This window comes from Pseudomonas trivialis (assembly GCF_036864995.1).
GTDB lineage: Bacteria > Pseudomonadota > Gammaproteobacteria > Pseudomonadales > Pseudomonadaceae > Aquipseudomonas > Aquipseudomonas trivialis.
The window spans coordinates 2,023,263-2,036,316 of the sequence record NZ_CP142151.1 but is presented as its reverse complement, the minus strand read 5'-3'; the positions used below and the strand labels follow the sequence as shown (position 1 = coordinate 2,036,316).

Sequence of the window (13,054 nt, the reverse complement as noted above, 5' to 3'; positions counted from 1 at the left end):
TCATCCCGCAACGGTATGCCGGCATCTGAACTTCCACGAGAAAGCCGTGGTGGGATTCAGGCTTGATCGAGTGAGCACCGCCTAAAATTCAGCGACCTTGCCCCATGCGGAGCTGCTGAACCGGCCCGGCCGGTACGGCACAGGATCAACGATCGGTTCAGCACCGCTGGCAAGGTCCGCGATCAGGTGGCCGGCGCCAGGGGCAATGCCAAAGCCGTGCCCGGAAAAGCCTGCTGCGAGGATGAAGCCTGGCACCCCCGGCACCTCGCCGATGCCGGGAACACCGTCCGGCGTGCAGTCGACGAAGCCGGCCCACGCGTGCGTGATCTTTGCATCTTGAAGTTGGGGCAGCAGTTCAACGGCGCGGCGTTGGGTCTCCTTGATCGTGGACATACAAGGCTTCGGATCGAGGATGCGCATCCGCTCCATGGGGGTCGGCGCATCGAGCCGCCAACGCTTTAGCGTTTCGTGCCCGCTCTGAACGCCTTGCAGGCCTCCCGGAAGAAGGTTGCGCCAGCGCTCCGCGAACATGGGCAAGAATTGCGGCGCGAATCGCATGAACTGTGGCGTCACGTCCACGCGTGCGCGGCCGCTGATGGCCAGGGCGTAGCGTCCGTCGTTGCGGCGCGTGACGGAAATGCCTTTGGTAAACAGGGCATCCGGCAAGCAATGCTCCACTGGGGACACGCTCAGGATGGATTGGCGTATCGAGGCCTGGGGAAAACGAATGCCCAACTGACGGCAGAACGAGGAGGCCCACGCGCCACCAGCGAGCACAGCCGTCCTGGTCTTGATAACCCCGGCTTCTGTCACGACGCCGCTAACCCGCCCACCTTCGGTCTCGATGCCACGGGCGGCACAGTTCTGGTGAACGCTGCCGCCGAGCTTGATGAGCGCAGCTGCCACGGCCGGCGCAGCCTTGCCAGGATCGGCGGTGCCATCGCTGGGCGCGAAGACGCCGCCCTTCCAGGCCCGGCCGGTCGCTTGCCCGCGCTGGGCGGCATCGCGGCTGCTCAGCATGTGGGTGGTCACGCCGGCGGTCTTGGCAAAATCATGCCAGGCGGCCCAACGCGAAATCTCGGCCTCGTCGTCACTGAGAAACAAGAGCCCGCAGCGACGAAAACCCGTGTCTTCGCCGCTCTCAATGGCAAATTGCTCCCAGAGATCAAGGCTCTTGCTCGCCATGGGCAGTTCGCGGGCATCGCGGTTCTGCTGCCGGCACCAGCCCCAATTGCGGCTGGACTGCTCAGCCCCGATCCTCCCCTTCTCGACCAGGGCGACGGATACGCCGCGCTTGGCCAGGTAGTAGGCGGTAAAGACACCGATGATGCCCCCGCCGATCACGACGACATCAGCGGACGCCGGTGGCTGGGAGGATGTGTTGATGTGGTTCAGTGGTGGGGACATGATGGATCTCGCTCGTCGATTCAGGCCTGCACGCTTTGGGTCACATAGAACTTCGCCACGCGATCACTGCTTTCCCATCCAACCTGCACGCCCTGAGGCACGAACAGCGCGTCGCCAGTGCCCAGCGACAGCACGCTGCCGTCAGGTGTCGCGAACCGCACGCTGCCGGCCAGTAGGTACATGAATTCGTTGATGCGATGCGGGCGAACAATTCGGTGGTACGGTGTCGAGTCCCAGATGCCCGCGCTGTAATGCATGCCGTCTTCGGTGAAGACATTGTCCTTGCGGCATTGCGGGGGCTGGCTCAGCAGTGCCTCTGGGGGCAGCGAAGCGGATGGTTTGAAGTCGGCCTCAGCGCACAGCGGGAACAGCCCGCGTTGGGTCGGCTTGTCGCAAGCGGTCGCGCAAAACACGAATCGCGCGCCCGATTGGGCCTGGATGCGAAGCACCGTACCGCATCCGATGACAGCACCCGCTTGCGGGCCGAGCACCAGCGGCGCCGCTCCGTCTGCGGTCAGGGTCAGCTCTCCCTCGACGACGATGATGGTTTCGGTGTGAGGGAAGCCCGGAACGTCGAGTTCACCGATGAAACGGGTACGACCCGCGATCATTGAGTCGGGGCCTTCCCACGCGATCTCGCGATGTCGTGCAAAAGGATCGTCCTCACCGAACGCTGCCTGGCGGAAGGAAGTTGAAACGGGTGCGCCGTTGGCGCGATGCAGCACTTGGGCTTCGGACATGATTGCTCCTGCGCGTTGCGAGATGATTTCTGTGGAAACCTAGCCGGCGGTTGCCAGCAACACTTCACATGCCTCGGCGTCCAACGCCACCGCACAGTGCTCAACGCCATGCGGTACGACGATGAACTCTCCCGGTTCGACAATCTCTTCACGGTCACGGAATTTCATGAGCAGGCGCCCCCGGTGAACGAAGAACAGCTCATCGTCGTCCTGTCGAAAGGACCAGTTGGAGGCGCCCTTGAACATGGCGACCTTGATGTGCGTATTGTTGAACTGCCCTTCGACTTTGTTGGCAAACACGCTTGACAGGTTCTTCTTGCGAATCGGCGAAAGATGCTTGTTCAGGGCGGCGACGTCGCGCAGGATCGCAGCGAGTTGACTGAGCACGTCCTTCCCGTCGGCGGGGTATTGACCGTCCAAGGCCGCAGTCCCAATCGTGAAACCAGCTGCGCCTGCACTCTGGACGATTGCAATTCTCTCAGGGCTGGCGATTGAGCCGGCAATGTAGACGGGCTTGGAGACTGCAGCGCAGACGGCCTTCATCAGCTCGGGCACGTTCTGCGCCGAGCGGTATGCCAGCAGGTCCAGGCCATGCACGCCATCGCGCGCGGCCATGGCCTTGGCACTGTCGACAATCTCCTCGATGCTGCCTTCCAGCACGCTCGGGTGACCGGTGATCCGACCCGGGAAGGGGAAGTACCGGATGCCGGTCTCCTTGATGATCGGCAGCACGTCGTCGACCCGCGTGCCACCCAGAAGAATGTCGACGCCGATCTCGACAGCCGCCTTCGCTGACACGATTTCGCTTTCCCGGTCCAACGACACGACCTCAAGGTAGGAGGTGGCACCGCCCGCCTTGATGGCCGCATTGAGGCTCTTCAACTGCTCGATCGGCAAGCCGATGTCCTTGAAGCCAATGTGGCGCACGCCGAGTCCGAGCGCCGTCTGGAGTTGCTGCGATGCGTCTGCGACCGTGCGGTCATTGCGCGTGAGCATGAAAATGAAGCGAAGTCCCATGACGGTTTCCTTTCGGTTAGTTTGGCGTGGCTTTCGCAGCGACGAGACGCTGTGCGTAGGCAAGTGCAGTTTCCAGGCTGGCGTGGTCGGCAATACCCTGGCCTGCGATGTCAAACGCTGTGCCGTGATCCGGGCTGGTGCGGACAAACGGCAAGCCCAGCGTGATGTTCACGCCTTTTTCCAGGCCGAGGTACTTCACAGGGATCAGCCCTTGATCGTGGTACTGGGCTACCACGACATCGAACCGGCCCGTCCGTGCCTGCATGTAGACCGTGTCGCCTGGATGTGGGCCGCTGGCATTGATGCCTTCGGCACGGGCCGCTTCAATTGCAGGCCGGATGATCCTGATTTCCTCATCGCCAAACAGGCCGCCTTCACCGGCGTGCGGATTGAGACCTGCGACGGCGATACGCGGGTTCGGGAAGCCGAGCGCTTTCCCGCCCTCGTGGGCAAGGCGGATGGCCGACATCTGCGCGTCGAAATCACCTTGCTCGATCGCTTTACGCAGCGAGGTGTGGATCGTGACGAGCACGGTACGGATGTCGTCGTTGGCCAGCATCATTGCGACACGACTGGCGCCACCGTACTCGGCCAGAATTTCCGTATGGCCGGGGTAGCGAATTCCGGCGCTGCTCATGGCCTCTTTGTTGATCGGCGCGGTGACGATACCGCTCACCTCTGCGGACTTGGCTGCCGCGATCGCTGCAACGATGGCATCGAAGGCCGCCTGCCCGGAAATCGCGCTGATCTGCCCAAGGGGGTGGCTCGACGATCCGGGTGGTCTCGATGACTTCAATGATGCGCGGCTGGAACTGCGCCGCATCGGGTGCATCGATGCGTCTCACCTCAATGTCCAAGCCCAGCCGACGCACGATGTCCTGCATCACGACACAGCTGCCGAACACGACCACGCGTTGGCCGCCCTTCGCAAGTAGCTTGGCAACGATTTCCGGCCCAATGCCGGATGCATCGCCCATCGTCAGGGCAATGGGAGGAACGATATTTTTCATAGTAAATCCTTCGGTAAGGCGTGGGCTGCACCGCGTATCCGCGCGACAGCGCGCTCTAGCGCATCGTCACTGCCAAAGCCACCGGCTTTCATGGCGAGCAGGAGCGTGCGTCCATCGCCAAGCTTGGCGCGAGAAAGGGGAAAACCGGGTTCGAGTTCTTGCACGATCTCGAATTCACGGACGTTGAGACGATCCAGGACAGCTTCCATCGTGTCGCCGCCGGTGGCGATCAACGCGCCGAAGCGAGGGTCTTGAAGTTCGCGCGCCGCGTCGTCTGCAATGCGGCGCAGCACCGCCGCCGGGTCGCGCTCACGCATAGCGGGCCCGCGCAGCAGCGTGACGCTGCTGAGTTTGCGGACCAGATCGGCCTGTCGGTGGCTGCGCGGATTCGCGCTCCCAATGACGACCAGGACATCGCTGCTGATGCAATCAGGCAATTGCGGTGCAGTCTTCGCTGGCACAAAACGCCGCGCCAGGGCTGCCGCCATTCCAGGAGAGCCGAGCCACAGAATCGATTCCGGGTCCTCGATGGCAGCAATCTGCGTATCGAGTTCTTCCTGCGTTACCGCATCAAGCAGCGTGACATCCTTAATGCAGTTCGGGAGCAGATCGACGAGCGCGGAATGCCGCGCCGGATGCACAGGATCCTGGCCATATACACTCTCGGAAACCGGGACGCCGTCAACAAGCTGAATGCCCCCCACCGTCGTACGCCCGGCTTGGGGGAAGGCAGGTGCGAACACCACCGACCTACGGCCGCTCGCCGCAAAACACGCCTCAAGCTCTTGCGTTATGTGGCCGCGTAGCGTGGAGTCCACCGTTTTGTAGAGTACGGCGCAGCCGGCAAGCAGGGAGGTCAATCGCGTGATGTCTTCACATGCTTGCGACAGAGTGGCGGAACGCGAACCGCTATCGACAGCGATGACCGCTGCCTTTTGACGCGGAAGCTGGCCCCTTCCGATTCGCGCGCTCAGCCCGCGAGCGACAAAGGGTGCCGCGCCATCTGCCGCGCTGGTCAGATCATCGGCAAGAACCCCGATATTGGGTTGATGATTTGTAAGCATTAGGCCCCCAATATTCGGTTGATGTCTCCTGAACATGCATCGATTGTAAAAATTGGTTCACACTATAAAAAGCGATAGTTTCTGATCGCTATTGGTGATAATTTCTCACCAATGGACCATTCAGACATACCTTCGCTCGATGACCTGCGAGCATTCGAAGCAACAGCACGGCTGGGTTCAGTCCGGCGTGCCGCTGACTCGCTCGCACTTACGCACGGCGCCGTCAGTCGCCGCATCACCAAATTGGCCGACGACATCGGGGTCAAGTTATTTGAGAGGAGTGGCAGAGGCCTACGGCTCACACCGGCCGGCGAGACACTCAACCTCACCCTTGGCAGGTTCTTCGGCGAGTTGTCCGCGACGGTGCAAAGCCTGCGTGCTACCAGTGTTGAGAAGACTGCCCTGGTGCTCTCCTGCGAGCCTTCAGTTGCCATGCGCTGGCTCATTCCGCGACTGGGCGGATTTCAACTGACGCATCCGAACATTGCCCTCCACCTCTGCGTGGGTGGCGGGCTGGTGGACTTTCGTAAGAGTCAGGTGGATCTCGCTATTCGACGGCTAGACTTCGCTATACCCGAGACGTGGAACGTCCGGCCCCTTTTCCCCGAAAAGGTTGGGCCTGTCATGAGGCCGGAATTGGTGCCCAAGTTCGAACGCGGCGACTATCTTGCTCTCGGGTCGAAAACGCGACCTGACGCCTGGGCGCAATGGCTGAGAACCCATCCGTCGGCGCTTCGGCCCACAGAAATCCGGTACTACGACCATCACTCCCTGATTGTCGAAGCTGCGGCTGCAGGTCTGGGTGTCGCCCTCAGTCCGCTGATACTCGCCGTTGACGATGTGGGACGAGGAAGCCTGGCGGCACCTGCTGGCTTTGACCCTGATGGCAGTCAATATGGGTTGATATGGTTAGGGTCAAGTGAGCTGCAAGGTGTGGAGTTTGAACTCGCAGAGTGGCTTTTAGCGCAGTTCAGCCACCTATGCCCCAAGCACCATTGAAAAGATCGCACCGCAGCTCCGATCGAAAGGCCAGCCAACCTGGGCTGGACGAATCAGTCAATCGGCTGCCGGTTGATAACGCTGCCGTGCTTCTACCAGGCATGTTTACCCTCGCACAAAAACTCGTGCGCTACGGCGACAACCCTTTCAGTTCTCCATGGACACGCGCATGTTGGCACCAGCCACACACTCGGCGATCGTGCAGGCAAGGTGCAACACATGTTCAGCAGGGATACGATCGAAAACGTTTATCGGGCTGGATGTAGTCAGCGCTCGGTGCGAGTCAATCAATCCAGCGGACTTCCCGGATCACGAACTCTCGCTGACAACTCCTTGACCATAGCGAAACGAAACAACTGATTGGACCAGGTCCGGCACTTCTCGGCAGTAGTGAACGCACCGCGCTGCTCTATTCGCGCCAACCCGCTAACAGATCGGGGCGGCGTACCTCACCGATAGACCAATGTGGGCAGAACGTCCTTGTCAAAGATCCGCCGAATCTGAGACAGCGTGCTTTGGCGGCCTTCCTTGAGGGAGAGCGACCGATGCTCGACCCAGTAGTCGAACGTACTCTTAAACGTGTTTTCTTCTGCTTGCCGGTCAGCTTCACGGGTGTGCCGGCGATGCGCCTGGGGATTGACCCCTTGAGCCAACAACTTGCGCGCTTCATCCCGAAGTGAACGCGCGTCACGCAAACTGACTTGCGGATAGGTGCCCAACGACATGCGCTTTTGCTTGCCGCTCCAGCAGTAACGGAAGTGCCACGAACGCCCACCCGAGGCCGTCACCGCTAGGGACAAGCCGTCAATATCGCCGAGGGTGTAGTCTTTGCCGGTAGGCTTGGCCTGCCGGACGGCAGCATCTGAAAGAGCCATGCTTCTAGCCTCCTGAAGGTGGAATTCAGGGCTAGATGTTCAGCAAATGACTCGTCGGGCTCCTGCAACAATCCGATCTCGACGCCTGCCATTTTCATGGACTAGATTCTGGACTAAAAACGTCCGGATACCCGTGGCTTTCGATGGATGCTGGCGGAACGAAAAAAGACGCCTAAGCGTCTTTTTTCAATGATTTACAGACTTCCATGGAACCCTGTAGATCTATATTTGGAGCGGGAAACGAGACTCGAACTCGCGACCCCGACCTTGGCAAGGTCGTGCTCTACCAACTGAGCTATTCCCGCTTGGTGACGCGCATTCTATAGAATCCTCGGCGCTCGTCAACACCTTGATTCAAAAAAGTTTTATTTCTTTTCGACGGTAGTCCGCAGATGCGGCCAGGCGGCGCGCAGGTATTGGAGCATGGACCACAGGGTCAGGCCGGCGGCGATCAATAGCAAGGCGTAGCCTGTCAGCACCCAGAAGGAGAAGTCCGACGGGTTGGCCAGCAGGATGACCAGCGCAAGCATCTGCGCAGCGGTTTTCCACTTGCCCATGTTGGAGACAGCAACGTGGGCGCGTGCGCCGATTTCGGCCATCCACTCGCGCAGGGCCGAGACCACGATCTCGCGGCCAATGATGACCGCGGCCGGCAGGGTCAGCCACAGATTGCCGTGTTCCTGCACCAGCAATACCAGGGCAACGGCCACCATGAGCTTGTCGGCCACGGGGTCGAGAAACGCGCCGAACGGTGTGCTCTGCTCCAGTCGGCGGGCCAGGTAGCCGTCGAGCCAGTCGGTGGCGGCGGCGAAAGCGAACACGGAACTTGACGCCGCATAGCTCCATTCGTAGGGCAAATAGAACAACAGAATGAAAATCGGGATAAGCAGGACGCGTAGAACGGTGATCAGATTAGGGATATTCATCGGCACAACTGGCTACGAGGTGGAAAGGCATTCTATTCGCTGTGCAGGTTTGCATAAATCAGCTCAGCGAGCTTTTTACTGATACCGGGTGCTTTGGCTATTTCGTCAATGCTGGCACGGGACAGCTCCTGCAAGCCACCAAAATGTTTAAGCAGGTCACGTCGGCGCGTCGGCCCTACCCCTGCCACCCCTTCCAGGGTTGAGGTTCGCCGGGTTTTACCGCGACGGGCGCGGTGGCCGGTAATGGCGAATCGGTGGGCTTCGTCGCGGATCTGTTGAATCAGATGCAGAGCAGGTGAATCGCCCTTCAAGGTGAACTCATGGGCGGCATCATTCAAGTACAAGGTCTCGAAACCGGCCTTGCGCGTCGCACCTTTGGCCACACCGAGCAGGATCAGGTCCGGCACCGCCAGCTCGTTGAGCACGTCGCGGGCCATCGACAGCTGGCCCTTGCCGCCGTCCACCAACAGGATATCGGGCAACTTGCCCTCACCTTCCTTCAGTTTACTGAAGCGGCGCATGAGAGCCTGGTGCATGGCCGCGTAGTCATCGCCAGCTGTCACGCCTTCAATGTTGTAGCGTCGGTAATCGGATTTGATCGGTCCTTCCGGCCCGAACACCACGCAAGAGGCCACGGTGGCTTCGCCGCTGGAGTGGCTGATGTCATAGCACTCCAGGCGCTGCGGGGGCTCTTCGAGCTTGAGGACTTCGGCCAGCGCGTCAAACCGTGCGGCGACGTGCTGCCGATTGGCAAGGCGCGCGCTGAGGGCCTGTTCGGCGTTGGTCACGGCCAATTGCTGCCAACGCGCACGGGTGCCGCGTACGCGGTGGCTGATGTCCAGCTCGCGGCCGCGCAACTCGTGAATCGCTTCGATCAGCGTGGGGAAGTCTTCGTGCACCACGTTGACGATCAGCTCCGAGGGCAGATCGCGCTCCGGGCTACTCACGTAATACTGGCCGAGGAACGCGGCCATGACTTCGGCCACTTCTTCGTCGATACCGGTTTGCGGGAAGAAGTTCTTGCTGCCCAGCACCCGGCCGCCGCGAACGTTGATCAGGTGCACACAGGCACCGCCGGGGTTGACGAAGGCGGCGATCACATCGACGTCGCCAGTGCCACCTTCCATGCTTTGCTGGTCCTGCACGCGACGCAGCAACGAGATCTGGTCGCGCAGTTCGGCGGCCTTCTCGAAATCCAGGGTGCTGGCCGCCTGCTCCATGGCGCCGGAGAGCTCATCGGTGAGGGCATTGCTGCGCCCTTCGAGAAACATCACCGAATGGCGCACATCCTCGGCGTACTCCGCAGGCTCGACCAGGCCGACACAAGGCGCCTTGCACCGCTTGATCTGAAATTGCAGGCACGGCCGGGTACGGTTCCTGTAAAAACTGTCTTCGCACTGACGCACAAAAAAGGTCTTTTGCAACAGGCTCAGGCTTTCACGAATCGCGCCGGCGCTGGGATAGGGCCCGAAATACTTGCCCTTCTGCTTCTTGGCCCCACGGTGAATGCTCAGGCGCGGAAAGGCGCCGTCGGATAAAAATACGTAGGGGTAGGATTTATCGTCACGCAGCAGGATGTTGTAGGGCGGCCGCCATTCCTTGATCAGCGTCTGCTCAAGCAGCAGCGCCTCGGTTTCGTTGGCGGTAATGGTGGTTTCGACCTGGGCGATACGCGCCACCAGGGCGGCGGTCTTGGTCGCCAGACCGGTCTTGCGAAAGTAGCTCGCCAGACGGTTCTTCAGGTTCTTGGCTTTGCCGACATACAGAAGGCGCGCCTCGCTGTCGAACATGCGGTACACGCCGGGGCGGCCACTGCAGGTCGAGAGGAAGGCACTTGGATCAAACGGCGTGGTCATGTCAGGCGCTGGCGTCCACCATGCCGTGACGCACCGCAAGCAGGGTCAATTCAACATCACTGCTGATGGCGAGCTTCTCGAAAATGCGATAACGGTAGGTGTTGACGGTCTTGGGTGAGAGGCACAGCTTGTCCGAAATCGTCTGCACCTTCTGGCAGCCGACGATCATGAGGGCGATCTGGATTTCACGCTCCGACAGCGCATCGAACGGCGAATCACTGGTGGGCTGGAAAGACTTGATGGCCAACTGCTGAGCGATCTGCGGGCTGATATACCGCTGGCCGGCAAATACCAGGCGAATGGCCTGTACCATTTCTGCCAGGCCTGCGCCCTTGGTCAGGTAACCGGCGGCACCGGCCTGCAGCAGGCGAGTCGGAAACGGGTCTTCCTCGCACACGGTGACCACCACGACCTTGATGTCCGGATGGCTGCGCAACAGTTTGGTCGTGGCGCCAAGCCCGCCGATACCGGGCATCTTGACGTCCATCAACACCACATCGGGTTTCAATTCACGGGCCTTGATCAGGGACTCTTCTCCTGATTCGGCCTGGCCAACTACTTGCAGGCCGTCGATGTCAGCCAGCATTCGTGTAATGCCTGTACGAACGAGATCATGGTCATCGACTACTAGCACCCTAATCAAGCAGACACCTCGCGAAATGGTCTTTATACATTGCCGAACACCTTAGCAAAAAACCAAGGCACAGACCTAGTTGCACGTGTCATATATGATTTTTTGGCGCCGCGCGCCTGTTCGTCTGATGACGAACGGCGCTGTTTCCTGGGTAAACCGTCAGGAATCCTGAAGCGGCTGCCTGGATTTGCCGTTCACCGTCATTCTGCCGTTCACCGTAAGGGAATGCTCAGCCAGGGTCGACGTCAGGCGGCGGATCGCATCCTGGTCTTCCTTGAACATCGCGCGGTAATCACCCAGCACTTTTTCTTCGATCTGGCTCAGATTCTCCAGTTGGATCGGTGTAGCGTTGCCCGTTAGCACGTACAGCACGTCCACGCCCTTCTCGGCCACACGAGACAGGTAGTCGGCTTTAGGCGCCCTACCGCCACTTTCATATTTGCCTTGTGCGTTGGCCTCCACGCCGCCAATTTCACCAAAAACTTTTTGCGACAAGCCAAGCCGCTCTCTTTCTTGCCTTAAACGCGAACCGATTCCACTCATTTGGATGTATGATCCTATTTGGCACACCCCAAGAGGTGACACACTCACTTCTTAGTTAAACAAACTTGAACGGTTTTGAACTATGCCCGGAATCCGCACTGCTGCACAAGCCAAGGCCTGGCTGGAACATCAAGGAAAGTCTGTGCAAGCGTTCGCCCGTGAAAATGGCGTGGATCCGGCAACCACCTATCAAGTGCTCGCTGGGCGCAAAAAGGGGCGGCGTGGGGAGGCCCATAAGGTAGCGGTCCTTTTGGGCATGAAAGAAGGGATCATCCTTGCTGAGGCTGATGGCCAGAACGAAGATCAGGAATTCGGTTCCTGAAGCCAGTATGCGCTTATTAGGATTTGACGCATGGTTAGCTTGCGCGGCAAATCTGCTCCATTCGCCAGAAACAATTCTCTTCACCGGCGATGCTGAAGCCCATGCGCTGATAGAGCCTGCGCGCCGGGTTGGTCTTGAACACGGTCAACCGCAACAGGCCTGGCGCCTGTGCTTTTAACGCCATCTGTTGCAGCACCCAGCTTCCCGCACCCAGACCGCGACAGCCCTCGATCATATGCAGCTCGCGGATATAGAGCGCCCGGCTGTCGCGGCTCAGGCTGATAAAACCCAGAACATCGGCGTCCCGGCAAATGAGCCAGTTTTCCCGGTCGGCCCAAGCGGTATCGAAGCCTCTGTCAGACCACAGCAAGCCGTATTGCTGGTAGTAATCGCTCATGACCTCGTGGGTCAGCGTGCGGGCAAAGGCCAAATCCTGCTGCGTGGCTGCGCGAAGGTGAAAGGCCATTTAAAGCGCCACCACCCGGCCAGCCCATTGAGCGCCATCGCGATGGGCAATCACCAGCGCTTCGCCGATGCCAGGCGCAGCCGCCAGCAGTCGGCCATCCGCCGCCCAGATTGCGCTGCGCCCGGCACAGGCCCAGCCACCCGAAGGGCCGCCATGGTTGGCCATCAACACCAGCAGTTTGTGTTCAACGGCACAGCCCTGCAGCAGCGCACTATCCCCCGCATACCCTCCTTCGCTGATCAGCACACCGGCGGCATATACATTGGCCCCTGCCTGCGCCGCAGCAAGAGGATGACTGGCGTGGGAAAAATCTGCGCATACCGCCAGCGCGATTTGGTCGCTCCCCCATTCCAGAGCGGCACCACCCTGCCCTGCAACAAAGGCCACATCTTCGCCTGGGTGCAGGTGCTGTTTGGTGTAGAGCGCCAGGCCACCGTCCGCGCCCAGTACCAGTGCGCCGATCAGTACGCCTCCCTGAGGTGTCAATCGAATCGGCATGCCCACTACCGCCGTTATCTGAAGTTCGCGCGCCATTTCGCGCAACGGTGACAACAGCGTGTCCTCTGGAGCGATTGCCAGTTCAGCCGCCAACGAAGGCTCATACCCGGTCAACGACAGCTCGGGAAATACCAGCAAATGCACGCCTTGTTCAGCCGCCTCGCGCATGAACGCCACATGCCGTTGGATATTCGCCGGCACATCGCCAGCAATGGAAATGGATTGCGCAGCAGCAAGGGTCAGGGCAGTCATGGTCGCATCCGATCAGTCATCAACAGGCGACCAGCATATCGGCACTCACCCCATAGCCGTAAGTACCTCCGGGCAATAGAAATTACTGATTGAATCTGCCTGCGCGCCTCTAGTAAGCTCGGCACCATCATTTCGGAGAGCGACCATGCTGCAACTCACTCACACTCAGGTTTGCCCTGCTGCCAGAGCACAGCGCTCGGTTGCGGCTGCCCGCGTGAACAGTTCGAGCGCGCTGGTCAGCTTTTATTTTGGGTATTGGTTCAGCCACTGGCGCGCCTGATACCTGAAATCGGCGCCCACTGTTCAAGGGGTCGCCTACCAGAGAAATCTAACCCCCGGTCGGCTCCCCGACCGGGGGTTTTGTTTTTTCAGCCCTTAACAACTTTGCAAGTACACAAGGAATCAAGCCATGAACTACGCCACTTATTACCGTTACGACACTTGC

At 60.0% G+C, this 13,054-nt stretch carries 14 protein-coding genes, 1 tRNA gene and 1 pseudogene; 3 read left to right on the top strand and 13 right to left on the bottom strand.

Features of this window, described 5'->3' with window-relative positions:
• Nucleotides 1-81: 81 nt before the first annotated feature.
• Genes VRB54_RS09185 through pdxA form a run of 4 tightly spaced genes read right to left on the bottom strand, consistent with a single transcriptional unit; the run spans nt 82 to nt 3,903 of the window.
• Nucleotides 82-1,407: an FAD-binding oxidoreductase gene (locus tag VRB54_RS09185; RefSeq protein WP_338480473.1), complete on the bottom strand. Its 1,326-nt coding sequence runs from the start codon at nt 1,405-1,407 to the stop codon at nt 82-84.
• Between the two features lie 20 nt (nt 1,408-1,427).
• Nucleotides 1,428-2,147: a cupin domain-containing protein gene (locus tag VRB54_RS09180; protein WP_338480472.1), complete on the bottom strand. Its 720-nt coding sequence runs from the start codon at nt 2,145-2,147 to the stop codon at nt 1,428-1,430.
• A 39-nt stretch (nt 2,148-2,186) separates the two neighbouring features.
• Complete coding sequence (locus VRB54_RS09175; RefSeq protein ID WP_338480471.1) at nt 2,187-3,164, bottom strand: cupin domain-containing protein; 978 nt, start codon at nt 3,162-3,164, stop codon at nt 2,187-2,189.
• A gap of 16 nt (nt 3,165-3,180) precedes the next feature.
• Nucleotides 3,181-3,903 (bottom strand): 4-hydroxythreonine-4-phosphate dehydrogenase PdxA, encoded by a 723-nt coding sequence (pdxA, locus tag VRB54_RS09170; protein ID WP_338481075.1) that lies wholly within the window; start codon nt 3,901-3,903, stop codon nt 3,181-3,183.
• On the opposite strand from pdxA, the gene VRB54_RS09165 reads away from it, so the two are divergent.
• A complete protein-coding gene (locus VRB54_RS09165) occupies nt 3,800-4,099 on the top strand; it encodes a hypothetical protein (protein WP_338481158.1) in 300 nt (99 codons plus the stop codon). The two genes, pdxA and VRB54_RS09165, sit on opposite strands and share 104 nt — an antisense overlap.
• Nucleotides 4,100-4,170: 71 nt before the next feature.
• Here VRB54_RS09165 and VRB54_RS09160 read toward each other — a convergent pair whose 3' ends face one another.
• Complete coding sequence (locus VRB54_RS09160) at nt 4,171-5,238, bottom strand: four-carbon acid sugar kinase family protein (RefSeq protein ID WP_338480470.1); 1,068 nt, start codon at nt 5,236-5,238, stop codon at nt 4,171-4,173.
• Nucleotides 5,239-5,349: 111 nt separating this feature from the next.
• Between VRB54_RS09160 and VRB54_RS09155 the strand changes: the two genes are divergently transcribed.
• Complete coding sequence (locus tag VRB54_RS09155) at nt 5,350-6,237, top strand: LysR family transcriptional regulator (protein ID WP_338480469.1); 888 nt, start codon at nt 5,350-5,352, stop codon at nt 6,235-6,237.
• Nucleotides 6,238-6,572: 335 nt separating this feature from the next.
• On the opposite strand, the pseudogene VRB54_RS09150 reads toward VRB54_RS09155, so the two are convergent.
• The 6 genes and pseudogenes from VRB54_RS09150 to VRB54_RS09125 all read right to left on the bottom strand — a co-directional run.
• Nucleotides 6,573-7,112, bottom strand: a pseudogene (locus VRB54_RS09150) (tyrosine-type recombinase/integrase); the annotation flags it as partial.
• A gap of 229 nt (nt 7,113-7,341) precedes the next feature.
• A tRNA-Gly gene (locus VRB54_RS09145) sits at nt 7,342-7,417 on the bottom strand.
• Between the two features lie 60 nt (nt 7,418-7,477).
• Entirely contained in the window at nt 7,478-8,038 is a 561-nt protein-coding gene (gene pgsA, locus VRB54_RS09140; RefSeq protein ID WP_003232771.1) for a CDP-diacylglycerol--glycerol-3-phosphate 3-phosphatidyltransferase, read from the bottom strand.
• 32 nt (nt 8,039-8,070) lie between these two features.
• Nucleotides 8,071-9,894 (bottom strand): excinuclease ABC subunit UvrC, encoded by a 1,824-nt coding sequence (gene uvrC, locus VRB54_RS09135; protein WP_338480468.1) that lies wholly within the window; start codon nt 9,892-9,894, stop codon nt 8,071-8,073.
• A gap of 1 nt (nt 9,895) precedes the next feature.
• Nucleotides 9,896-10,537 carry a response regulator transcription factor GacA gene (gene uvrY / locus VRB54_RS09130; protein WP_003190387.1) on the bottom strand — a complete coding sequence of 214 codons (642 nt, stop codon included), beginning with the start codon at nt 10,535-10,537 and terminating at the stop codon, nt 9,896-9,898.
• 150 nt (nt 10,538-10,687) lie between these two features.
• Nucleotides 10,688-11,071, bottom strand: coding sequence for a helix-turn-helix transcriptional regulator (locus VRB54_RS09125; RefSeq protein ID WP_338480467.1), 384 nt, complete (start codon nt 11,069-11,071; stop codon nt 10,688-10,690).
• 82 nt (nt 11,072-11,153) lie between these two features.
• On the opposite strand from VRB54_RS09125, the gene VRB54_RS09120 reads away from it, so the two are divergent.
• A complete protein-coding gene (locus VRB54_RS09120) occupies nt 11,154-11,393 on the top strand; it encodes a DNA-binding protein (RefSeq protein WP_338480466.1) in 240 nt (79 codons plus the stop codon).
• A gap of 34 nt (nt 11,394-11,427) precedes the next feature.
• On the opposite strand, the gene VRB54_RS09115 is transcribed toward VRB54_RS09120, so the two are convergent.
• On the bottom strand, nt 11,428-11,859 hold the full coding sequence (locus VRB54_RS09115; protein ID WP_338480465.1) for a GNAT family N-acetyltransferase: 432 nt from the start codon (nt 11,857-11,859) through the stop codon (nt 11,428-11,430).
• Nucleotides 11,860-12,609, bottom strand: a complete 750-nt coding sequence (locus tag VRB54_RS09110) for a carbon-nitrogen hydrolase family protein (RefSeq protein WP_338480464.1) — start codon at nt 12,607-12,609, stop codon at nt 11,860-11,862.
• Nucleotides 12,610-13,054: the final 445 nt, after the last annotated feature.